This window comes from Candidatus Izemoplasma sp. (assembly GCF_982632705.1).
The window spans coordinates 1-23,366 of record NZ_CEXEES010000014.1 but is presented as its reverse complement, the minus strand read 5'-3'; the positions used below and the strand labels follow the sequence as shown (position 1 = coordinate 23,366).

Here is a 23,366-nt window from a genome sequence, read left to right as displayed (position 1 = left end):
ACCTCTTGTATTTCATTATTTGATTAAGCCAAATTTATTATATCATATTTAGTCAAAATTTGATTTCTTTAACATGCTTTTTAAGTAACTAAACAACTTTGAATACTCTTTTCTACTATATGATTCTTTGTTTGTTAGTATTTCTAACGCATCATTGCGAGCAACCTCAAGAATTTTATGATCATTTACAATATGAGCTTTTCTAAATTTCATGTCTCCTGATTGTCTATATCCAAAGAAATCTCCTGGACCTCTGAGTTTCAAATCCTGTTCACTTAACTCAAATCCATCATCCACTGTTTCTAAGACTTCAAGTCTACCTTTTGATTCACTATCTTCCTTATATACAAGTAGACAATACGATTTTATGTCAGATCTCCCAATTCTACCACGGAGTTGATGAAGTTGTGATAATCCAAATCTGTCACTATCAAGTACGACCATTAAACTTGCATTAGGTACATCAACACCAACTTCGATCACTGTTGTTGATACAAGTAGATTGATTTCATTATTTTGGTACATATCCATAATCTTTTCTTTGTCTTCCTGTTTGATTTTTGAATGGATTATACCAATTGTATGGTTACTGAATCTTTTTCTTAGATCGCTATACACTCTTTGTGCATTGTTTAAATCTAGTGATTCACTTTCTAGAATCAATGGTGTAACTACATATACTTGATGATTGAGTTTCAATTGTTCATCAATCAGCATATATACTAAGTCCTTTTGCGTGTTTGTAAAAAGCTTGGTCTCAACTTTTTGTCTATTTTTAGGTCTTTCTCTAATAGTTGAAATGTCCATATCTCCAAACAAAGATATTGCAAGTGTTCTTGGTATTGGTGTTGCTGACATATATAGAACATCTGGGTTAAACCCTTTTTCTCTCAATTTTTTTCTTTGGTTCACTCCAAATCTATGTTGTTCGTCTGTGATTACATATCCTAGTTCTTTATATAATACATCATCACTAAATAGAGCGTGTGTTCCTATAATCAATGACTTGTTATTTTTTATGATATCTAACTGAATTTTTCGTTGAGCATTCGTCATTTTACCAGTTAAAAACACTATTTTATATGGAGTATGTTTAAAGAAGTTCGATAATGTTTTAAAATGTTGCTTTGCGAGTATCTCGGTTGGTGCCATCATGGCAACACTGTGTCCACTGCTCAATACGGCAAGTATTGTGATTGCACTAACAACGGTTTTTCCACTACCTGTGTCTCCTTGAAGTAAACGATTCATTATGTACGGAGATTTTATGTCTTTCATAATTTCATTCGTTGCTTTTTTTTGGTCATCCGTTAATTCAAAAGGCAATGATGAAATAAATGCTTTTACTTCATTAATATCATATTTCTTTAATACCGATTTCTTTGATTTGTTCTTTAATCTAAGATATTGAATTTTAAACTGAAACTTGAACAATTCTTCATATTTGATTCTTCGTTCAATCTTAGACAAATCTTTCATAGTTATTGGGTTATGGACAATTTTTAGAAGATTTCCATAATTGATTAATTTATATTTCTTTAATAGATATTCAGGCATGTCATCTTCTATGAAACGACCATACTCCTCATAACTCAGTTTAAATAGTTTATTAAATTGAGAATCACTGATTCCATCTAATCCATAAATAGGTTCTATTTCATTCTTAAAATTACGTTTAAGTTTTAAAGTTGTTGCTGTAAATGAGTTTTTTAGACGATCAATTGTTCCTGTTAAGACAATATCTTCTCCTAAGTCTAGAATGCTTTTTAAATACTCACGATTAAAAATTGAGACTTTGAATTGACGTTCTTCTATAACTACGTTAAATGATAACCTTGTAAAATTTCTTCTTATGAATGCCACATTAGGCACACTTATTACTTTACCTTCAATAGTGATTCGTTCGCTATCTACAGCGTCTTTTAGTGTTATGAGTTGGTATATTTCGTATCTAGTTGGGAATCTATTAATGATATCAAAACAATCGTAAATTTTATTACGATTTAGTTTCTCTTTCATTCTAGGGCCAATTCCCTTTATACTTTCTAAATGACTCATATGTCACCTCACTTCTATATTATAACATATAAAAAAAGGTAATAAATTACCTTTTTAATCCCATCTTCTTGGGTCACCTTTTATTGTGTCTAAGAACGTCATATCTTCTTTGGATATTTCAAAATCAACTTCAGTATTTTGAATGATTCTATTCTCGTTTACACTTTTAGGTAATGGTGCAACATTTTTCTGTAGTAAGTATCTAATACATATTTGTGCACTTGATTTAGAGTATTTGTCTGCCACTGTTTTTATGTCTTCGTTACTTAGTAGATAGCCTATACCAAGTGGACTGTATGCCTCTATAAATATGTTTCTTTCATTACAGTATTCAATTGTTTTGGATTGATCTAAACCAATAAAATATCCAATTTGATTGACATGAGGTACTATAGTTGTGTTAGCTAATAGGTTATCTAAGTGTTTTGGTTCAAAGTTCGAAACACCAATGGCTCTTATAAGTCCTTCGTTATATAGTTCTTCCATAGCTTTGTATGCTAAGACATTTCCCTCATCACAGTTTTGTCCCATATTACTCCAAGGCCAAGGTGCATGTATTAGGAATAAATCTAAATAGTCAAATCCTAGTTCGTCTAACGTTTTCTTAAATGCTTCTTTTGCTCCTTCATAAGTTTTTATATGCGACTCTAACTTACTTGTAACAAATATCTCTTCTCTTGGTATTCCACTATCTCTTACAGCTTCTCCTACACCTTTTTCATTTTGGTAACCTTCTGCGGTATCAATATGTCTGTACCCGTTCTTCAGAGCTGCTATAACACTTTTGTATACTTCATCGCCTTCTTTTACTTGCCATGTACCTAATCCGATTTTTGGAATTTTTACATTGTTGCTTAATGTGTAACTTTCTCTAATAATCATAAGTCTCCTCCAGTTTCTTCATCTAGCTTCATTATAAATTGTTTCATGAATTTTGTACGTTCTAATGCTTCTTGTTTTCCTTTTTCTGTATTCATTAATTCTGACAACTTAAATAGTTTTTGATAGAAGTGTGAAACCGAATCTGTATCATCAATGCTATCTTTATTATATATTAGGCGATTGTTTTTGCCACCATACGCGAATGTTCTTGCAATTCCTATTGCACCAAGAGCATCTAATCTATCTGCATCTTGAACTATTTTACCTTCTAATGATGATGGAACATTACCTTTTGAGAATGAGATATTCTTAATTATATCTAATACCGATTCAATCTGTTCTTCTTTTAATCTAGATTCTTTTAATAGTGTGATAATGTCAGACTCTTTTGCTTTATGCTTTTCTTCAAGTTTATGATCAATCAAATCATGAATCAAAGCTGAAATGTAAACAACATCTTGATCAACTGAATCAGTAATCAATTTTTTCGAGTTCTCAAGAACTCTCAAAGCGTGTAGATAATCATGTCCGCTTGACTCAAATTCAAGTTTAGATTTTACATATAATTCTATTTTCTTAATATCCATATATTCACCTCATAAAAGATTATTAAACGTTAAATTTATTATAACACAGATGAGGACTCATTCCTTAAAAAAGAGGGTGTATCGTAAAAGCAAACTATTGACCAGTTTATCATCGTAGTCACTAAAGTGCTATAGTTGTGTTTATAATGTGTATGTCCATATTGTAGTTGTGTATATGATGTGAAACTTTTCAGTTTCTCTTGATATTCAAAGTATCTTCTCCTACAATGAAGTTATAAAAGGCAAATACATGGAAACGTGTAGACGCAAAATCACAGAGCTACGGGTTAAACCTACGCTGGCTGGATTGCACAAAGATAACTTTGTACAATCTACCCAGATTGTATATTTTTTTATACAATTTGGACCCTTTTCAAAACATAATTAGGAGGTAATTATATGAAAAGATTATTAATTGGACTAACGTTATTCGCAGGAATGTTTATTTTATCTGGTTGTGATGAATTACTTGGGGGAAATCAAGTAGAGGCAAATCTCTGGTTTGATGAAGGAATGCAAGAAATTCATATATCGTATAAGATACCAGAACCAAAAGAAGATGAAGAAACTGGTGAGGTTGCTTTAGAATCAATACATTTAAAAATGTATAATGAATTATTAGGGGAATGGGAAGAAGTTCATCAATTTAACGACTATCAAGTCGATGATGAAATCATATCATACAATTATAGTATTTATGGAGATGTAAGATTTAAGATCGTTGTAGTGGATGAATTTGGAGATTCAAGGTTTGAATCAGATGATTTCTCTATCTATGTTAACGAACCACAATACATCTATCACTTTGACACTTGGTTTGATTCAGGTAGTGGTGTTGTACAATTCAATTTCGGTGTAAATGAATTTAGTATTTCGTATATCGTTATTGAAAAATCAGGTGATGGTGGATTAACTTGGGAACAAATCATTGAAGCTGAACTGGTTTTAGATGATGAAGGATTCTCTAAGAATCAACTATTATATTATGAGTTTGACGAAGGTAATTATGTATTCAAAATGGTAGCATTTGACGAAAACAATGAGTTTCTTCAAGAAATGAACTCATGGGGTGAAATCAACGTATCATTTGATAACAAACAATTTGATGGAATACCTGAGTTATGGCATATAAGCGGTAACTTTGATACTTACTCTAAAATGGTTAATCTATGGTGGGATGCATCGGGAGATTTTGAAGGATTCCTATTAGAGAAATCTGTAGATCAAGAAAACTGGGAACTTGTAGCTGAAGTACCACGTATCGCTCAATCATTCTCATTTGAAGAACTAACAGACGGATTATATTTCTATAGAGTAAGTGCAATAAATGAAGATAATGTTGTTGCATCAATCGATTCAACCGAAGCAGTTAGAGTTAAACAAGATGCTCTACTAGGTGGATTTAACGGATGGGTTGAATGGGATTCAAATAGTATTAATCTAGATTGGCAATTTATGAATGATACTGTTGAAGTTGTAGTTCTAGAACGTAGAACTCTTGATACAGAATATGAAGTCATTGGTGAATTTGGGTCTTTAAAAACTATGCATGAAGATGAAAATTTAGCACCTGGAACTTATGTATACAAAGTAATTGTATTAGATGAGAACGGTGAGGAACTAGATAGTTTAGAGTCTATGGAATTTACTATTCAAATACCGGAACATGTTTATCACTTAAATGCTTGGCATAATCAATCAACTGGAGAAGTAGAATTCAACTTTGGATTCAACCAACAATTTGTAAAATTCTTTATGATTGAAAAATCAAGTGATGGTGGATTAACTTGGGAAGTTATATTAGAAGAAGAAACTGAAATCATTGACAATAATAACTGGTACAAAGATTATGTAAGAGTGTATGAGCTTGTTGAAGGTGTATATACTTATAGAATCACTGGTTACGATGAGTTAGAAAACGAAATGGGATCTGCAGTTTGTTGGAACGAAGTTGTTGTATCTTACGATAATCTAAATTTAGACGAACCAACAGATGTATATTACTTAGATGGAAACCAAAACATCCATGATAATTCAATTTATCTATGGTGGGGAAGTCAAGGTAGTTATACTACACATGTAATCTCATATTCATTAGATCAAGAAAACTGGACTGAATATATTGAAGTACCTCGTGTCACTTCATCATTACAAATAAAAGACTTACCTGATGGAAACTATTTCTTCAAAGTAAGCGCAGTAAATGACCTTGGTGAAGTTGTAGATGAGCAAGTTACTGAATACTACATAAGATTAAAAGAAAACGCTAAGATCGGTAATTTCGAAGGTTACTACAATTGGGATGAAAAAGTTCATGTTTACTGGGACATTATTAAAGATGAAGTAGCAATGATCAGAGTAGAAAGACGCTTAGAAACAGAAGACTTCTATCATTTAACATTAGAATATGGATCATTAAAAACTGCATTATTAGATGAAATCACAGAAACTGGAAATTATGTATATCAATTAACATTATTAGACCAAGATGGGAATGTATTAGACCAAATGGAATCTAATGTAATTGAAGTTGTTGTTTACGAAGAACCAACTGAATAATAAAAAAAAGCATTTGCCTTAGGCAAGTGCTTTTTATTTGAACTTCTCATCTAATTCTTTGACTAGGTTGAAATAATCAAGTGGTCTATAGAAGTAATATCCTTGAACATATGTACATTCAAGTTCTTTAAATATCTGAAGCATCTCGTAATCTTCTACTCCTTCTACAACTGTTTCAAACCCTAGTTCTTTAGACAATCTAACAATAGCTTCAACAAGGATTCTATTATTAATATTGGCTTTAAGATTTTCTAGTATTGTCCTACTGATCTTCAAAGTATCCAGTTCTAGTTCAACTAAATAATTCAATGAACTATACCCATCTCCAAAATCATCTTCACTAAATCTAACTCCAATTGAAGATAACTCGTGCATTATAGATTTAATTTTACTAAAATCATCTATGAACACTGTCTCCGTTAATTCTAGTTCAAGGCAATTAGGATCAAAATTATATTTTTTTAAGGTCTCTTTGATCATACTCACAAAGTCATCTCTCAGAATTGTCAATCCACTAATATTCACACTAATAACAAATTTCTGATCATAACGTCTATTCAATCTATTTACCTGTTTCAGAGATTCTCTAAGAGTGTATTTATCTAAAACGTGTATTTTTTGAAGTTGTTCCAACGTATCAATGTACTCACCTGGACTTAGCTTACCTAAAGTTGGATGTTGCCATCTACTAAGTGCTTCAAACCCTCTGATTGATTCATCATCAATGTTAAGTACTGGCTGAAATTCGACGATAAACTCATTGTTTGTAAAAGCTTTTTCTATGGAAATTTCAATTTCAAGTTTCCTGTTAAACTGTTCAAGTAATTCATTTTCAAAAACTGCATAACTTATTTCTTTGTTCTGCTTTGCCTGTAGCAATGCGATATTTGCGTTTGAAAGTAATTCTTCAAAGTCTGCACCGTCTTCTGGATACCTAGAGACTCCAATAGATGGTGACAACACTACTTCCTTCAAGTCAAAATCAAAAGACTCATCAAATAGTTTTAGTATATTTTTTGAACTAGATACGGGTTCATGTTGCGATCCACAAACGATTACAAACTCATCACTTTCAATACGACCTAATGTTCCCATTGGTTGAAGAGAGTGTTCTAATCTTTCAGCTACTTTCTTTAGAACTTCATCTCCAAATTCATAACCGTAAGACTCGTTAATAATATGGAATCTTGTTAAGTCAATATAGAATACATACAGTTGCATTTCAGGAGATGAATCAATTATATCATTTGTAATTTTTCTTAAGTAATTTCTTGAATGAAGTCCTGTTAATTTATCCTTGTATGCAATTTCTTCTAATTGATTTCTAGATTGTTGTAACGTGTTTGACATTACATTAAATTCTTCTACAATTCCCTGAATCTCTTTATATGGCATACCTTCAATTTGCAGTCCATACTTTCCTGAGGTAATTTCTTCTAGATTACTCTTAATTCTTTTTAGATTGTTACCTATTATATTATAGAAATGCAGTGCAGAAATAATGTAAAGAATGGTGATAATCGTAATTAAATACCAGTAATTCCTCGATAATTGGTTTAGGAACTGATATGATGATTCCTTAGATTCGTAAATAGAAATATACCAATTCTGGCTGTCAAGTTCTCGAATACTTAATACTGATTCTATATTATTTACATCAACTATCACTGAATCACTACTTGGTGATACAGGTGTTAGAGAGTCGAACTTTTCATATCTCATTTTGTATAAATCTTTATCTGAACCACTATCAAATATAATGATTCCATACTCGTTGAGAATCATCATCTCTTTATCTTTGTTTATATCACTTAATAGAGAATGTATACTTTCAAAGAAATCAAGATCGAAAACAGCGATTATGTACCTCGTCTCTGTTCTATACAAAAGAGAAACAGTTAAACCGTCATCAACAATTGATATCTGAGGTTCTAACCATTCATATTGATGAGGTTCTGTAAGTGCAATGAGCTCATTGTCTGTTGAATGATCAATTCCGATCGCATTTTCATCATAAGGATATACATATTCGGTTGTCATATCATTTGATAAGACTTCAACTCTATAAAAAACCTCAACTTCTTCACTTAACTCATCCATATAATGTTCAAAATCTTCGTCCGTAGGACTTTCGAGGATATCAAAAAACCCTTCGATACCGAGTACTAAATTGACATTACCTTGAAAGTTTTCATCTATGTACTCTTTAGTATTCAGGGTAATGATTGAATTTTGCTTATACATTCTATCAATAATTTGATCTTCCAAATATGTCTTAAAAAACAGAAAGTATATTAATACGGATACTAAAATCACACCTATGAAAATTATTGAAAAAACTAATTTTAAAGATGTATTCTTCATTGTTTTTTCAATTATTTTCATCGTCTATCACCACATATTCACCATTATGGATAACAAATGAATATACCTTTCTGTCAATATCTCCAAATTGATCGAAGGTTATAGTATCCATGATACCATCAAATTCTTTGATATCTAAAATCTCTTGTTTAAGTGAACTAGCAGAATAATCATCTGCGGTTTCTAATGCTTCTGCTAGTATATATACCGCTTCATAAGAAAGCATTGATGAGAACGAAGGTTCAACACCAAATCTTTCAGTAAATGTCTCAGTAAAACCTAAATACTTTTCTGAAGTGTTGTAAATATCAAAGAAGTTTATAATATGTGTCCCTTCAATATTGTTTCCACTTAAACCAATCAAATCACTTGTAGTACTCCATAATGATACATACAAGTTTACTTCTCTTTCCAATTTTTGTACTATACTCGATGTATCGTATGATGATCCAATAATCAGAACATTGTTTATCATACTATTATTTATTATTTCACTCATTCTTTCATACTCAGAAAAACTATTTCCTGTGAATGAATGAATATGTTCTTCTAAAACTGGTACCCCGTATATATTTGATTGAGTAGAGAACGCTTCATAAAGTGGTATAGAAAACGCACTATTTCTATCTTCGTATAAAATGATCGTTTCACCTAAATGTGTCTCATACATTGTATTCGCAAGTTTTATACCTTGTTGATCAACTGAGGGAATGACTCTTAAAAAGTTATCATCTAAGTCATTGTAAGCCGTGCTTGTAATCGTTGGACTAATCAAAAGAATATCATTTAGATTTGCGTTTTGAATTGTAGCTTCAGCTACTGAACTAAGCCCATGACCAATGATTGCAACACAACCTTGTGCTTTTAATTCATTATCTATCTCAACAGCTGTATCAGAATCTCCAGTATCATCCATTACAATTAGTTCTAGTTGCTTTCCATTGATTCCACCATTATCATTGATTTCTTTAACAGCTAACTGTGCACCATACATACCATCAATACCCAGTTCTCCAGCGCTCGCTGAAAGATTATTTGAATATCCTATTTTAATCGTTTTATCTGTATTACATGCAGACAAAAACATAATGTTTACTAGTACTAATAAAACAAGTAATAACTTCTTCACATAATCACCTCTCAACTCTTTATCCCTATTATACAGTATTGTATAATAAATAACAAAAAAGACAGATTTCTCTGTCTTTTATTTCCATAATCTGCTCATTATTGCGTGAAATCTATTTTGAATTTCCTCATCAATATAAATTCTAGGAGAGTTATAATCAGCTGTATCCTCATTTTCAACAATTAGGACTTTTCCGTCCATGCTTAACGTATGAGTGTGATACACTCCTTTTTTTATGTTGTAAACTTTATGTTGTTCCATATCAATCCCTTGAGTATCAACTACTACATCATCCACCACATCACAAAGGTAAAGAATACATTTACCTTCTAGTAAAATGAATGTTTCATCGGTCTTTAAGTGCGCTTGAACACTATCTATTAATAGAGGGTTTAAGTTCTCTATGTAGTTTAACATTGCTACTCTCCAAGAATCATATGTGACAAGTTTCTTATAACCTTCGTGTTTAAAGTCTAATATTTCTATTTTACTTTCCATTTAGAACCACCTTAATTATGTCGTTTTCTATTGAGTCACAAATCTTAACTCCATGTATAGTTCTATCCACTGAAACTTCTGTATTACCAATAATCACTTTTTCGATATAGTATTCTCCAAAATCTAATTCCTTTGGGTTTTGGATTTGAACTTCTATAAGTTTACTTTGAATCATTGTTTTAATAGTTGCTAATCCGTTGTTGAACTGATGTTTAAGTAGTTTTGGTTCTATCACCAAATCTCCAAAATCACCTTTTATTCCGAAGACTTCATTAACTTCAGTTAATATATACCAACTAGCAGAACCAGTAAGGTAAGGATACATTCCTCTTCCTTTTGGATCTATGTATTCAGGAATCCCTGGGTACATTTTTGATTTTTCTATGTCAATGCAATGATTATAAATCGTATTCAGAACTTTGTGTCCTTCTTTTACGAAACCTCTTTTATATAGTGCGTTTGCGTACATTACAGCCATATGACTAAACATAGCTCCATTTTCTTTATGACCATATGCAAATCCAAATAATCTTCCCATATTTGTTTTCACTTGATTGAAATTGGTGTTTAGTTTATATCCTCCAACATTCTCATCAAATAGATAATGATCTACAGATTTCACTATTTCAGAAACTTGTTCGTTACTAGCAACATTACTCATTATAGCGAATACTTGTCCTGTGATTGTCATATTCCCTTTTTCAATGTTGTCTAGTCTGTTTGAATTGTCATCATAATAACTATTAAACCACGAGTATTCTTTAGAAGATAGCCATTCATTCTTACTTATATGGGCTTTTAATGCATTCCCTTTTTCTTCAAGTATTTTGGCAATTTCAAGTGAATCAAAATTCTTCTTAGTTCCTTTAATCGTTGTATTTATAGAGTCAAAATATTTCTGTAATATTTTGTGTTTATTTTTAATATCTTTATTATCAACTCTTACTAATAATATATCTAACTCATTTAAAAGATTAACACTTGTAATTCCTTTTGAATGTAGTGATTTTAGGATAGTTGATAATACTACCAAGTTATCTGCATACATACATGAGAAAGCAACACTTTCTCCATTTCTATGCGCCATATCTAATCCATCGTTCCAATCGGCATCCTCTAACCTGATATTATTGTGTTTACCAACATTGTAGTAGGGTACTAAGTTTTGAATGATTAGATGTTCTAATACTGTACCATTATATGTCTCATTGTTGATTGTCTTTAATGTTGAATCATTCTGATTGTGTTTTTTGTCTATTTGTTTAGTGTAATGTGTAAATTGATCTTTGAAGTATGGTATTTCCTCTAATAAGAAACTCTCGTCTTTCACTTTATCTAGATAAAGCTTAGTAGTTAATAAAGGCCAGCTACCATGATCCATCCACACTCTGGCAATATTGTTTCTATCAGCAAGAAACTCACCTGGATTTTCTCCAATAATAGTTGCGTTTGATCCATCTATTCTAACACCTTGAAAGTTGTTTAATAATGATTCTCTAACTGTGTCTGGTTTCATAAGAATTAGTGCAAGCAAATCTTGCCATAAGTCTCTCCAACCTCTTCCACCGCGACCGTAGTCATGATGAGGTAGAAATGAGTTACCATATATTCTTCTAAATGTAGGCTGTAAAGATACCCATTTTAACCAACCATTATATGTATTGTCGTTGTATGTTATTTCTAAGTTCTGAATTTCATTATTCCAAGCTAAATTATTCGCATCTTTTAAACGGGTAAATTCCTCTGTTGTAATAACTTGTTCTTTCCCATCCTTATCTATTTTAAAAGAGAGAATTACTGTAAAACTATCTCCGGTTTCTAATTTGATTTGCTCATACTCGAACCCTGCTGTTAATTCATATCCAGAAACTATATCTCCAGGTTTATAATCGTTTTGAATTTCTTCTTTTACAACGATTGGATCTAAGAGATTACGTCCTTCACCAATAAACTCTTCTAAAATTGGCCAGTAACGTTTTATCTCAGTTTCACTATATGAATACACACTGTAACAGGTATCGTTTAATATATGTCCTCTTTCATCAAAACTAAACGTCGGTTTATTGGTTAAACCATTCTTTTTGATTTGTGCCTTGTTAAGTAATGACGTAACGTGTCTATGATCTCGTATATTATCAGCACTTCTACTATACAATGGGACTCCAACTACAGGTTTAATTTCGATTGAATTGTCTGAGTTGTTTGTAAATGTGATTCTATGTAGTTCTTGGTTTACATCTTCCATTGGAACAAAGCTCTCAACTTCTACTGTAAAATTATTGTTTTTTCTAATAATTTTATGTGTTAAAAAATCAGCCTCTAAGGAAACCTGATCTTTATTAAGCATTTGATATGGTGTATTTCCAGTTATGCTCCAAGTGAAGTCATTATCTACTTTAAAATAAACGTTTCTATTCATAAATGAGTTATGAGAATCTTCATTTGATACTGGCATTAATAGGAAACTATTTTGATCAGTTGTCATACTTCCATTCAATGAAGGTGAAACAACACTTTTCACTGATTTAAAATTAGTTAAAGGGAAATATGTATAACTCAAAAAGTCTACATTATCTATGCTGAAATTTCCATTTTCTTGTAATTGTAATTTGGGTTTCATTTGAACACTCCTCAGTTAATTGTACAATCACATTGTATAACAAGTTATACATGTGTACAAGTGTTTACATTAAAATAGCGAAACCGTTACCGAAATTTGTGCAATACGCAATAAAAAAGGACCACTTGGGTCCTTATATTATTTATTCAACTGCGATAATGAATGAATAGATATCTTGATTACCATCAATGAATTCAACTTCGATTTCTGGGAATTTTTGATCTAGGTATAACCCTAGTTCTTTTAATTCATTTTCTTCTACACCTTTACCGTGCATAATTGTAACGATTTCAGCATCTTCATCTACTAATTTGTCTACTAAATGATTAACTGTTAAATCACGTTCTTTATGACTACATACGATTTTACCGTTGGCAATTCCCATGTATTCATCTTTGGCAATTTTTACACCGTTAATTTCAGTATCACGGACAGCATAAGTTACTTCACCAGTTTTTACATTAGCTATTAAGTCATTCATCTCAGCAATGTTAGTGTCCAAATCTTGGTTAGAATCAAACATTGTTAGTGATGCATAACCTTGAGCAATAGTTTTTGCTGGTAAAACAGTTACTTTTCTATCTTCTATCAACTTAGCTGCATGTTCTGCACTTAAGAATATGTTTTTATTGTTTGGAATAATAATAATGTTTTCTGCGTTCATATTTTCAATAGCAGTCACAAATTCTTCAGTTGAAGGATTCATAGTTTGTCCACCGTTGATAACGCAAGATACACCCATTTCTAAGAATGTGCTTTTTAATCCTTCTCCATTTACTACAGTTAGAATACCGTATTTACTTGGATTTCCGTTAGGATCATATTTACCATGTTCATGTCCACAATCATCACCTTCTTGGTGTGAATGCAATAATGTTTCACTGTGTTGTAGTGTCATGTTTTCAATCTTTAAAGTAGCAAAATTACCATATTGTTGTCCGAAGTTTAAAACATCTCCAGGAGTTTTTGTATGGATATGAACTTTACAGATATCTTCATCAGCTACAACAGCTAAACTATCTCCAAAACGTCCAATACGTTTTGTAAATTTATCTTTATTAAACTTGTTACCATCTTTTAATGAAATGATGAACTCTGTACAATAACCAAAATCTTCACCACTTGCACTATAGCTTGGTAATTCAGATGATACGCTTGATACAGTATTGAATTTAGAATCCTCTAAAATCTCTCCCTTAAGAGCTAAGATAATTCCGTCTACTATTACATTAAATCCAGCACCACCACTATCTACAACTCCTGCTTCTTTTAACACTGGTAAAAGATCAGGTGTTCTTTCTAATGACTCATATGCTTCTTTAATATATATTTCCATTATTTCAAGTAAATCGCTGTCTTCTTTAACGATCTCTGAAACCTTATCCGCTGCTTCTCTAGCTACAGTTAATATTGTACCTTCAACTGGATTTATAACAGCACTGTATGCTTGTTTAACTCCTTGTTGTAGTCCTTCAACAAAATGAACTGCGTTCACATTTTCTTCACCGGTAAATGCTTTCGCAAAACCACTAAATAATTGTGAAAGTATAACCCCACTATTTCCTCTTGCTCCCATTAATAATCCTCTTGATAATGTCTTTGCAACTTTTTCGCAAGTTTCATCTTCCAAACCTGAAATAGCTTTTACACCACTCATCATTGTAGATTGCATGTTACTTCCAGTATCTCCATCAGGTACTGGGAATACATTCAATTCGTTGATTCTTTGGTGATCGTTTCTTAAAGCTATTGTTCCGTTTGTAATAATCAACTTCATTAAGTTACCATCAATTACAGTTGGGTTCATAGTTTTCCTCCATTATATAAATACATTATTTTTGTTTTCACACTTCTTTGAAAAGTCCTTGATATTTTATCACACTTAAATATATAATGCAACTCTTATGGGCTTTCCCGGTTTTTGATGGTTTTTATATGAAAATTCACTCATACTTTGATTATCAAACAATACAGCCGATATATCAATTAAGATGCTTCTTTTCCTTATATATATATATGTAAAAAACTATTTGAACTTTTTTAGGTTTTTACTTGATTTTTCATTTTTTTGTGCTAGAATTATATATGCTGTTAAATCCAATATGTGAATGGAGGTACAAGATTATGGCAAGAGTATGTTTCGCAACAGGAAAAAAAGGTATGAGCGGTAATAAACGTTCACATGCAATGAATTCATCAAGAAGAAGATGGAAAGCTAACCTGCAAAAAGTAAGAATCGTTGATGAAAACGGTGAAGTTAAAAGAGTTTTAGTTTCTACTAGAGCGTTGAAAAGCGGTCTTGTAAAACGCGCTTAATAAAAAAAATGTTACTATTTTAGCCGATAGTCTCGGCTTTTTTTATGGCCTAACGGCCATTTTTAATGCATTCCAATAGCAGTGATGCTAATATGAATATATTTGAGGATGTACATCCTTGATAGCTTGGCTAATTTGAACAATTAGTATCATTACCCAAGAAAAAGTACATCTCCCCCTTTCTTTTTGAAAAAGGACCCAATTTGGGTCCTTTTTTCGTTTAATCATTATTTTGGATAACTAGTAGAACTCCCTCATCAAAAGAGATGGTTCCGCTACCCTCGTTACTTATACATAAAGGATTTTCCTCAGTTAGAGTAATGTTGTTTAATTCATATTTAAAACCCTTCAAGTTCAAGTTGAATACATCCTCTTCTGCAAAAAAGGATATATATTGATACTCGTTGTTTATCTCATACTTACCTGGATTTAACATTTTCATTCTTGTTGTGTTATTCAATATCGTTATATTGCCAAGTTTGAGTAACATGATATTCGCAATGGAATGATCTATTCTATTGCCAAGTGCTCCATAAATTACTATTTGATCAGGATTAAGTTTTAAAGCTTCTTTTACTGCTGTATAAGTATCTGTATAATCCTTGATACTATTCAGTTCAATAATATCATTTACTTCACGCTTTAATTCTTCATAAATATCGATATCCAAGCTATCAAAATCACCAATAGCCTTATGAATACGTATTTTTGAAGCTAATGCTATTTTACATCCCTGGTCAACACAAATGTTAACTTCTTCTTTGGTCTCCTTATATAACATATCAATATCATAGTTTAGTGGACCAGTGAATATATTAATTATCATCTTAATGAAGTGATTTTCTCTTCTGCATTTTCACTATTAAATACATAAGATCCAGCAACAAGTACATCAACTCCAACTGCCTTAACTAATTTTGAAGTCTCTTCATTAATTCCGCCATCTACAGAAATGAGATATTTATAATTGTTTGATTTCCTTAAACTATCAAGAAATTTAATTTTATCAATTGCAGAGTGCATAAATGATTGTCCACCAAATCCTGGTTCTACACTCATAACAAGTACTTGGTCAACGAATGGTAGTAGTTCTTTAATGGCTTCAACCTGTGTATCTGGTTTGATTGAAATCCCTGGTTTAACTCCGAATGATTTAATATGTTTTATAAGTTCAATTGGACTAGAAACAGTCTCTATATGAAATGTGATATAATCACTACCTGCTTTCGCATAAGCTTCAGTATACTTATATGGATCAGTAATCATTAAATGTGTATCAATCACTTGATTTGATAACGTGTTAACACCTTTAACAACAAGTGGTCCAATTGTAATATTTGGTACAAAATGGCCATCCATAACATCTACATGTAACCATTCAGCTGATGAAACACGTTGTAATGATTTTTCTAAGTTGGCAAAATTAGCCGACAGTATTGATGGAGCTATAATCATAATATCACCTCTAATATTTTATTTTCTGTTCTTTGATTTCTTCGGTAATGACTTTGTAACTATGATATCTTGAAGAAAGAATATTTCCTTTTTCCACTTCTTCTTTTACTTTGCATTTTGGTTCATTAATATGAGTACATCCTCTGAATTTGCATTCATGAGATAATTCAAAGAAGTCAACGAAACAATCTGGTATTTCTTCAACTTTAATGTCATAAAAATCAAGTTTACTAAATCCAGGTGTATCGGCTACTAATCCACCAAACAATTCTAATAGTTCGCTGTGTCTAGTTGTATGTTTACCTCTACCTAACGCTTTTGAAATTGTGTTTGTTTCTAAGTTGAATTTGGGATTAAGCGCATTTAGCAAACTGCTTTTCCCTGCACCTGTTTGTCCTGCAAACACACTTACTTTGTTTTCAAATATTTTGAATAAATCTTCAGTGTTTTCATTGGTTACACTTGACACAAAATATACGTTGTATAACTTCTCATAATACTTCATTTTTTCTTTTAGGTCAGTTAATTCTTTGTCTTTCATTAAATCTATTTTTGTGATTATGATGACAGGTGTAATCGATTCGTGTTCTATGAGCAACAAAAATCTATCTAATAAATTAAAACTGAAGTCTGGTTCCTTTGCACTATTAATAAGTATTGCCTGGTCTATGTTGCAAACAGGAGGTCTAGCTAAATTGTTCTTACGCTCCTCTAACTCCATTATAAAATCAGTATCAAAATCAACCAAATCTCCTACTTTTGGAGATTGATTGTTATGTCTGAATTTACCTCTAGCTTTTACGTTATATAGTTTATGTGACTCATCTTTAACTGTGTAAAGACCACCGATTAATTTAACTATTCTACCTCTCAAAATATCACCATTATCCCCAATTTATAAGGGATGCTTTCTTTCTTGTTTGTGCTTCTACTTTTACAATTTTTCCTGAATTTAATGTGATTACTTTGTCAGCAATCTCAGCTATGCTTATATTATGTGTAATTAATACAATGGTTGTATTAAAACTAGTGTTTAACTGTTGAATAAGTTCAAGTACGTTGATTGATGTGGCTTCATCAAGAGCTCCAGTAGGCTCATCACAAAATAAGATATTCGGTTTTTTGACTATGGCTCTTGCGATACTTACTCTTTGTTGTTCTCCACCACTCAATTGATATGGAAACTTTGATTGGTGTTCTGTAATACCCACAATATCCATAACATCTTGAATGTTATACGGATCACTCGATAATTGAGCACCAATCTCGATATTTTCTAATACTGTAAGTGACTGTAGTAAATTATATTGTTGAAATATGAATCCTAAGTTCTCTCTTCTAAATTTAGTTTTTTCAGACTGGTTCATTTTACTAATGGGTTGATTGTTTATTTCGACCTCACCTTGTTCAATTGTATCAAGTCCACTGAGAACATTTAGTAAAGTTGATTTACCACTACCAGATGGGCCTAACAAAACAACGATTTCACCTTGCTTAATCGTTAAACTCACTTGTTTAAGCGCTTCTACTTCCACATCACCAGATTTATAAGTTTTTGTTATGTTTTCAACATTTATCATACTACACCTCACATATTTTTACTGCGTAGTTGCCCACAAGCAGCATCTATATCAGATCCTTTTTCTCTTCTTAACGTTGTGTTTATTCCTCTTTTTTGAAGTTGATTATAGAATCCATTTGCTCTTTTTTCACTTGAACCTTCGTAGTTAAACTCCTTAACAGAGTTATATCTTATTAGATTCACGTAGCAATTCATTCCTCGTAACATATCTGAAAGTTCATTGGCATGACGTATTTCATCATTTAAACCTTCAAGTAGGATATATTCAAATGTAATTCTTCGTTTTGTTTTTTCTACATAGTATCTACTAGCTTTTATAACTTCTTCGATACTATATACTTTATTTATTTTCATGATCTCAGATCGTATTTCATCATTTGATGCATGTAAACTTATCGCTAAATTTACCTGTTTCTGTTCATCTGCGAACCTTAATATCATAGGAACAATCCCACTTGTAGAAACAGTTATATGTCTAGCACCTATTTCTAATCCATACGGACTATTTACTATATCAATGAAATCCATTGTATTTGAGTAATTATCAAAAGGTTCTCCAATACCCATAACTACAATATGACTCACTCGTTCTTTAGTTATTTCTTGAACTTTTATTATCTGAAGAACAATTTCATCTACCGTTAAATCTCTCTTCTTTTGTTGTAAACCTGATGCACAGAACGAACATCCTATATTACACCCTAGTTGAGTTGTAACGCATACACTGTTCCCGTAATTATGTCTCATTAAGACTGTTTCAATTATGTTTGAATCTCCAAGTCTAAACAGAAATTTCTCAGTTCCATCTTTACTGATCTGATGCTGCTCTACATGTAGTTTAGAAAAAACAAAGTTTTCCTCTAGATGTAATCGTAATTGTTTACTTAAATTCGACATACCACTAAAACTAGTGATATTCTTCTTATAAAGCCATTCGAATACTTGTCTTGCATTAAACTTCTTGAAGTTTTGTTCGACAAGATATGTCTGTAATCCACTTAAAGTAAATTGATATATATTTTTCATAGTATCACCAAACTCATTATATCATAAATAATAAAAAGAGTATGAAAATCATACTCTTTATGAAACATAAGTTATAAACCCAAAGAATCCAGCAATTAATGCGAGAACTGCAAACTTTGATTGATTTTTGTTAAACCCGAAGAAAAAGACAATTCCGAAGGGTGGTACAAAAAATGAAACCAGCAATAACACGATGACTTCAAATATCCCAAATGCAGGTTTTGAACTAGATCTTGTTGGTTTGCTTGCGTAAGAATACGTATTGTTCCTCGTACTACTTTGTGTTCGGCTTCTATTTATTGGTTTTGGCCCAATTGATTCTCCACAAAAAGGGCATTTCAATCTATTTCCGTATAGATTATTTCCACATTTACTACATGTATTATCCATAACTATCACTCCTAAAAACTATTTCTAGTATATCATATTACAATAATATTTTTATGTTTTTTTTGTGAATATTTACGCATTATTCACTTGTCTTTTTGTTTGTTGCCCAAGTATGATACCAAGTAAAATTACAAGTCCTGTTATACTAAGCCACAAAACAGTTACTCCACCCAATTCACCACTGTTATAGTATTTAACCAATGTAACTCCAAAAGGTATACATATGAACAATAGAATTGCTCTACTAACTGCTGTTATGATCAAAAATTTAGTGAACTTCATTTTTGTTAGTCCCATTGAATAGTTAATTAAGAAAGTCGGACTAAACGGTATACTTAGAACAAATATGTGTAGTAAAGGATGTGTGTTTTCAATCCATTTCAATACTTGAAGTATTTTTGGATGAGCCGGCTTTTTAAAGTTTCTAGTTGATATGTATCTCATAAACAAGAAAACGACTATTGTACCTGCAAGAGTACCGAAATATGTATAGATATATCCTTTTATAACTCCATAGGCTAATATATTAAATGCAATCATTAAAAACAAAGGTGCAAAAGGAAACAATGTTTCTAGGAAAGGTAATCCTATAGCAGCTCCAATACCCATGTTTTCGTATGCATTTTTTACCAAATCAATGAACTCAATTAAATCCCCTACACTAAATTCTGTTGCTAATATCATAATTTTTTCCCTTACAAATAAATTTGATTACATCTCAATCCTTGTTTTCACAAAAATTGATTTGATGAATTTGAACATTATTCTTCTTGTTGTTAACCATTTAACAACTCTCTTGTTTTTTAATACACCTTTAACAAGATATGGTGTCACTGTTTCAACTTTATTCCCAAGAATAGATGCAATTTTTGTAGCTTCGTCATCTAATCCATTCAAAAGTAAATCAGTAAAAACCATTCCTGGTTGTAATCTACCAACAAAAATATCTTTATGTTTTTTTAATTCTTTATTTGCAGCCTCGCTAAAATAGGTAATAAGGCTTTTGGAACTTCCATATATTATAGTCTCGGGAATTTTCATCCCGTTACTACCAAGACCTTCCATATTATATACTATTCCACAATTGTTCTCTTTAAAATGAGAAATAGCTACTTTTGTTCCATGAATACTACCAGTTACATTAATATCAATTAAATTTCTGATATCTGATTCGTCTATATGATCCACAGTTTTTCTTGGTTGATCTATTCCTGCATTATTTATCCAAACGTCAATATTCCCAAATTTTTCAATTGCACGAATAGAAGAATTTAGTATACTATCATAGCTTCGCACATCACACACTAACCCAAAGAAAGAACCATCTAATGCAACACTAGCTTTTCTAACCGATTCCTCAGATGTTCCAGTGAATGATACCTTAATACCACTCTTCAAAAACTCTCTCACTAATCCGTTTCCTATACCTCTTGTACCACCTGTAATAAATACATGCATCTAATCACCTCAACTTCAATTATACCATCTAAGTTAATGTTCTGAAATGGGAAATCGAAAAACACTAATCAATCAAAGGTTACTTCGGTCAATTTAGTAAATTTTTGAGTTAAAAAGTGTTTTTGGGATGGAAGCGAACAAAAATAAGCTCAATATTGTATAATTATGAATTAACACTATATTAACGTTTTAGTACATACTATAATATATACCCCGTTGTATCTTATTGTGTAGACAACACGATTCTATTGATTTATTCGCTTTAAAAGGTTATAATGACATATACATTCAATTGATGACAAGACCAGTCAAAAAATATGTACTTTGTTATATTGATATTTGAGGAGAGTGCAATATGAATAAATTACAATTAGTAAATGATTCTAGTTATAAAAATGATATTAATTATGATATATTGTTTCACACTTCAACTTTAGTCCATTCGGATAAGGAATTAAACATTTCATGGCACAATGAACTAGAGGTCATTAGAATTCTTGAGGGTGAGGGTATATATACTATAGATGGAAGACAATATAATGTACGTCCTGGATCATTTATTATCATTAATCCTAATCAACTACATTCTGCCACTGCAAAAATCGGACGACCTATAGTTTTCGAATCTTTAAAGTTTAAATATGATATCCTTATGGGTAGCAAAAATGACAGTGCTACTCTTAAATATATCTCCCCTCTAATCAATAATGAAAAGTACCTTCCAAACACTATATTAACTTCAATGCCTATATATACAATGTTCTCTTCTTTATTCTATCAAATTAGTGAAACATTCAATGATTCTGATATTTTTAAGCACATTCTATTGAAATCTTATATTCTAAATTTGATATATCTCTTCTACAAAAATAGATATATATATAAGAAATCTGCAACAACTTCAACAAAAAAGAGTTCTGTAGATTTGATTCGAAATTGTGTTGAATACATAAACACACATTATAAAGAAGATATTGATCTTGATTTTATGACTATAAACTTAGAAACATCAAAGCCACATCTATGTAGAGTGTTTAAAAGACACACAAATCAAACTCTTACAGAATACATAAATGATTATCGGATAAATAAAGCATGTGAAATACTATCAACTACAAATACACCTGTTACCGAAATAGCATTCAGTGTTGGTTATTCCAATTTGTCCTACTTCAATGCGAGATTTAAAAAGAAAACATTTTTGACACCACTACAATACCGTGATACATATAAAAAGAGATGAAAATTCATCTCTTTTGTTTATTATGATGTAGCCTCTTCGTATTTGATCAATTTTGGTACAACATATATCGCAGCCATACCAATTACAAATTGTAGTACATTACCAAATATACTTGCCGTTGCTTCACGCCACGATGTAAGCCACAATGCTTCATATAAATAATACCCAATTAACATAATGACCATACCAACTAGAATAGCTATAATGTTTCTTGTTATGTTCGTACCTTGTGATTCTTTTTTAATATCATATGCTATCCAACCAACAACATAACCCATAATCAATCTTACTATTAGTGTTCCTGGCCACCAGATATAATAAGGACTCAATATATCAAAGATAGTCATCCCAACACCACCAGCTATTGCCCCGGTAGTCTTACCAAATTTAATTGCGATTATAAGTGCTGCTAGTGTACCAAGATGTGTATATCCACCAGTAGCCCAAGGTATTCTTACTCCAAAATATGATGCAACTGTAACCAAACCTATCATTGCCGCGATAAAAGTAATTTTGCCTGTTTCATTCGATTTCATTTCAATTCTCCTTTATAAATAAATCTAATTGTATTATAATAAAAATGTGTACGTATTAAAACATACAAAAATTTAAATTTTGAGGTGGTCAGATGAATTCAAAAAGACATCCTTTATATATTGAGATATATAATGAGATAAGAGATAATATTGTAAATGGTATCATTCCTAAAAACACTAAGATAGATTCCGTTAGACAATACTCAGTAAAACGTGGAATAAGTACTACGACAGTGGAGAAAGCATACAACCAGCTAGTTATTGAAGGTTATATTATTAGCCGACCAAGATCTGGGTTTATTGTAGTTGATATCCACCAGAATAAATCGATAAAAGGTGATGCGATTGTTGATCAAATATCCTTTAGCACATATAGAAATAATAATCTAAGTGAGGATTTATTTGACATGAAGACTTATAAATCTATCATCAACAAAATCATCAATTATCAATCTAGTGAATTATACAAACCATGTGATCCCAGAGGTGAACTTCAACTAAGAACTGAAATTCAAAAATATGTTCTTAGCGAACGAAACATAAATTGTGATGTCAATCAAATAGTAATTGGGCCAGGGATTCAAAATCTTCTTCAAATGTTACTTCTTTTAGAACAAAGAAAAACAGTAGGTTTTTTAGAGCCCATGTTTAGAAAAGCGGTGG

Annotated in this window: 21 protein-coding genes and 1 riboswitch; of the genes, 4 read left to right on the top strand and 17 right to left on the bottom strand. The window is 31.4% G+C overall.

What is annotated here, in order from left to right:
* Nucleotides 1-48: 48 nt before the first annotated feature.
* The 3 genes from recG to AC2LE6_RS03360 are packed head-to-tail and all read right to left on the bottom strand — an operon-like array spanning nt 49 to nt 3,527.
* Entirely contained in the window at nt 49-2,058 is a 2,010-nt protein-coding gene (gene recG, locus AC2LE6_RS03370; RefSeq protein WP_484477837.1) for an ATP-dependent DNA helicase RecG, read from the bottom strand.
* Nucleotides 2,059-2,112: 54 nt separating this feature from the next.
* Nucleotides 2,113-2,940, bottom strand: a complete 828-nt coding sequence (locus AC2LE6_RS03365) for an aldo/keto reductase family protein (protein ID WP_484477836.1) — start codon at nt 2,938-2,940, stop codon at nt 2,113-2,115.
* Entirely contained in the window at nt 2,937-3,527 is a 591-nt protein-coding gene (locus AC2LE6_RS03360) for an HD domain-containing protein (protein WP_484477835.1), read from the bottom strand. Before AC2LE6_RS03360 ends, AC2LE6_RS03365 begins: the two co-directional genes overlap by 4 nt.
* A gap of 231 nt (nt 3,528-3,758) precedes the next feature.
* A riboswitch (cyclic di-GMP riboswitch) is annotated at nt 3,759-3,842 on the top strand.
* A gap of 84 nt (nt 3,843-3,926) precedes the next feature.
* Here AC2LE6_RS03360 and AC2LE6_RS03355 point away from each other — a divergent pair.
* Entirely contained in the window at nt 3,927-6,086 is a 2,160-nt protein-coding gene (locus AC2LE6_RS03355) for a fibronectin type III domain-containing protein (protein WP_484477834.1), read from the top strand.
* Nucleotides 6,087-6,119: 33 nt separating this feature from the next.
* Here AC2LE6_RS03355 and AC2LE6_RS03350 read toward each other — a convergent pair whose 3' ends face one another.
* The 5 genes from AC2LE6_RS03350 to AC2LE6_RS03330 form a co-directional block, all read right to left on the bottom strand.
* Nucleotides 6,120-8,471 (bottom strand): bifunctional diguanylate cyclase/phosphodiesterase, encoded by a 2,352-nt coding sequence (locus tag AC2LE6_RS03350; protein ID WP_484477833.1) that lies wholly within the window; start codon nt 8,469-8,471, stop codon nt 6,120-6,122.
* On the bottom strand, nt 8,458-9,579 hold the full coding sequence (locus tag AC2LE6_RS03345; protein WP_484477832.1) for an ABC transporter substrate-binding protein: 1,122 nt from the start codon (nt 9,577-9,579) through the stop codon (nt 8,458-8,460). The genes AC2LE6_RS03350 and AC2LE6_RS03345 overlap by 14 nt, the downstream gene beginning before the upstream one ends.
* Nucleotides 9,580-9,657: 78 nt before the next feature.
* On the bottom strand, nt 9,658-10,077 hold the full coding sequence (locus AC2LE6_RS03340) for a hypothetical protein (protein ID WP_484477831.1): 420 nt from the start codon (nt 10,075-10,077) through the stop codon (nt 9,658-9,660).
* Entirely contained in the window at nt 10,067-12,697 is a 2,631-nt protein-coding gene (locus AC2LE6_RS03335; protein ID WP_484477830.1) for a GH36-type glycosyl hydrolase domain-containing protein, read from the bottom strand. The genes AC2LE6_RS03340 and AC2LE6_RS03335 overlap by 11 nt, the downstream gene beginning before the upstream one ends.
* A 142-nt stretch (nt 12,698-12,839) precedes the next feature.
* Nucleotides 12,840-14,504: a DAK2 domain-containing protein gene (locus AC2LE6_RS03330; RefSeq protein ID WP_484477829.1), complete on the bottom strand. Its 1,665-nt coding sequence runs from the start codon at nt 14,502-14,504 to the stop codon at nt 12,840-12,842.
* A gap of 317 nt (nt 14,505-14,821) precedes the next feature.
* On the opposite strand from AC2LE6_RS03330, the gene rpmB reads away from it, so the two are divergent.
* Nucleotides 14,822-15,013, top strand: a complete 192-nt coding sequence (rpmB, locus tag AC2LE6_RS03325; protein WP_484477828.1) for a 50S ribosomal protein L28 — start codon at nt 14,822-14,824, stop codon at nt 15,011-15,013.
* 220 nt (nt 15,014-15,233) lie between these two features.
* On the opposite strand, the gene AC2LE6_RS03320 is transcribed toward rpmB, so the two are convergent.
* The 8 genes from AC2LE6_RS03320 to AC2LE6_RS03285 all read right to left on the bottom strand — a co-directional run bounded on the left by AC2LE6_RS03320 (nt 15,234) and on the right by AC2LE6_RS03285 (nt 20,924).
* Nucleotides 15,234-15,839, bottom strand: coding sequence for a thiamine diphosphokinase (locus AC2LE6_RS03320; RefSeq protein ID WP_484477827.1), 606 nt, complete (start codon nt 15,837-15,839; stop codon nt 15,234-15,236).
* On the bottom strand, nt 15,836-16,468 hold the full coding sequence (gene rpe / locus AC2LE6_RS03315) for a ribulose-phosphate 3-epimerase (protein WP_484477826.1): 633 nt from the start codon (nt 16,466-16,468) through the stop codon (nt 15,836-15,838). The genes AC2LE6_RS03320 and rpe overlap by 4 nt, the downstream gene beginning before the upstream one ends.
* Nucleotides 16,469-16,478: 10 nt before the next feature.
* Nucleotides 16,479-17,342: a ribosome small subunit-dependent GTPase A gene (rsgA, locus tag AC2LE6_RS03310; RefSeq protein WP_484477825.1), complete on the bottom strand. Its 864-nt coding sequence runs from the start codon at nt 17,340-17,342 to the stop codon at nt 16,479-16,481.
* Between the two features lie 10 nt (nt 17,343-17,352).
* Entirely contained in the window at nt 17,353-18,048 is a 696-nt protein-coding gene (locus tag AC2LE6_RS03305) for an ABC transporter ATP-binding protein (RefSeq protein WP_484477824.1), read from the bottom strand.
* Between the two features lie 8 nt (nt 18,049-18,056).
* Nucleotides 18,057-19,076, bottom strand: a complete 1,020-nt coding sequence (gene rlmN / locus AC2LE6_RS03300) for a dual-specificity RNA methyltransferase RlmN (RefSeq protein ID WP_484477823.1) — start codon at nt 19,074-19,076, stop codon at nt 18,057-18,059.
* Nucleotides 19,077-19,133: 57 nt separating this feature from the next.
* Entirely contained in the window at nt 19,134-19,466 is a 333-nt protein-coding gene (locus AC2LE6_RS03295; protein WP_484477822.1) for a hypothetical protein, read from the bottom strand.
* Between the two features lie 72 nt (nt 19,467-19,538).
* Complete coding sequence (locus AC2LE6_RS03290) at nt 19,539-20,150, bottom strand: TVP38/TMEM64 family protein (RefSeq protein WP_484477821.1); 612 nt, start codon at nt 20,148-20,150, stop codon at nt 19,539-19,541.
* Nucleotides 20,151-20,177: 27 nt separating this feature from the next.
* Nucleotides 20,178-20,924, bottom strand: coding sequence for an SDR family oxidoreductase (locus tag AC2LE6_RS03285; RefSeq protein WP_484477820.1), 747 nt, complete (start codon nt 20,922-20,924; stop codon nt 20,178-20,180).
* Between the two features lie 355 nt (nt 20,925-21,279).
* Here AC2LE6_RS03285 and AC2LE6_RS03280 point away from each other — a divergent pair, with 355 nt between their 5' ends.
* Entirely contained in the window at nt 21,280-22,167 is an 888-nt protein-coding gene (locus AC2LE6_RS03280; protein WP_484477819.1) for an AraC family transcriptional regulator, read from the top strand.
* 20 nt (nt 22,168-22,187) lie between these two features.
* On the opposite strand, the gene AC2LE6_RS03275 is transcribed toward AC2LE6_RS03280, so the two are convergent.
* Entirely contained in the window at nt 22,188-22,703 is a 516-nt protein-coding gene (locus AC2LE6_RS03275; protein WP_484477818.1) for an ECF transporter S component, read from the bottom strand.
* A 92-nt stretch (nt 22,704-22,795) separates the two neighbouring features.
* Here AC2LE6_RS03275 and AC2LE6_RS03270 point away from each other — a divergent pair.
* On the top strand, nt 22,796-23,366 hold a 571-nt coding region (locus AC2LE6_RS03270), incomplete at its 3' end, for a GntR family transcriptional regulator (RefSeq protein WP_484477817.1).

What these genes read in the sequence shown, in the direction of transcription:
- AC2LE6_RS03305 (WP_484477824.1), bottom strand. Translation starts at nt 18,048, where the DNA reads ATGATAAATGTTGAAAACATAACAAAAACTTATAAATCTGGTGATGTG.
- AC2LE6_RS03330 (WP_484477829.1), bottom strand. Translation starts at nt 14,504, where the DNA reads ATGAACCCAACTGTAATTGATGGTAACTTAATGAAGTTGATTATTACA.
- AC2LE6_RS03275 (WP_484477818.1), bottom strand. Translation starts at nt 22,703, where the DNA reads ATGAAATCGAATGAAACAGGCAAAATTACTTTTATCGCGGCAATGATA.
- AC2LE6_RS03350 (WP_484477833.1), bottom strand. Translation starts at nt 8,471, where the DNA reads ATGAAAATAATTGAAAAAACAATGAAGAATACATCTTTAAAATTAGTT.
- rpe (WP_484477826.1), bottom strand. Translation starts at nt 16,468, where the DNA reads ATGATTATAGCTCCATCAATACTGTCGGCTAATTTTGCCAACTTAGAA.
- AC2LE6_RS03355 (WP_484477834.1), top strand. Translation starts at nt 3,927, where the DNA reads ATGAAAAGATTATTAATTGGACTAACGTTATTCGCAGGAATGTTTATT.
- AC2LE6_RS03335 (WP_484477830.1), bottom strand. Translation starts at nt 12,697, where the DNA reads ATGAAACCCAAATTACAATTACAAGAAAATGGAAATTTCAGCATAGAT.
- AC2LE6_RS03320 (WP_484477827.1), bottom strand. Translation starts at nt 15,839, where the DNA reads ATGATAATTAATATATTCACTGGTCCACTAAACTATGATATTGATATG.
- AC2LE6_RS03365 (WP_484477836.1), bottom strand. Translation starts at nt 2,940, where the DNA reads ATGATTATTAGAGAAAGTTACACATTAAGCAACAATGTAAAAATTCCA.
- AC2LE6_RS03340 (WP_484477831.1), bottom strand. Translation starts at nt 10,077, where the DNA reads ATGGAAAGTAAAATAGAAATATTAGACTTTAAACACGAAGGTTATAAG.
- rlmN (WP_484477823.1), bottom strand. Translation starts at nt 19,076, where the DNA reads ATGAAAAATATATATCAATTTACTTTAAGTGGATTACAGACATATCTT.
- AC2LE6_RS03280 (WP_484477819.1), top strand. Translation starts at nt 21,280, where the DNA reads ATGAATAAATTACAATTAGTAAATGATTCTAGTTATAAAAATGATATT.
- AC2LE6_RS03285 (WP_484477820.1), bottom strand. Translation starts at nt 20,924, where the DNA reads ATGCATGTATTTATTACAGGTGGTACAAGAGGTATAGGAAACGGATTA.
- rpmB (WP_484477828.1), top strand. Translation starts at nt 14,822, where the DNA reads ATGGCAAGAGTATGTTTCGCAACAGGAAAAAAAGGTATGAGCGGTAAT.
- AC2LE6_RS03295 (WP_484477822.1), bottom strand. Translation starts at nt 19,466, where the DNA reads ATGGATAATACATGTAGTAAATGTGGAAATAATCTATACGGAAATAGA.
- AC2LE6_RS03360 (WP_484477835.1), bottom strand. Translation starts at nt 3,527, where the DNA reads ATGGATATTAAGAAAATAGAATTATATGTAAAATCTAAACTTGAATTT.
- recG (WP_484477837.1), bottom strand. Translation starts at nt 2,058, where the DNA reads ATGAGTCATTTAGAAAGTATAAAGGGAATTGGCCCTAGAATGAAAGAG.
- AC2LE6_RS03290 (WP_484477821.1), bottom strand. Translation starts at nt 20,150, where the DNA reads ATGATATTAGCAACAGAATTTAGTGTAGGGGATTTAATTGAGTTCATT.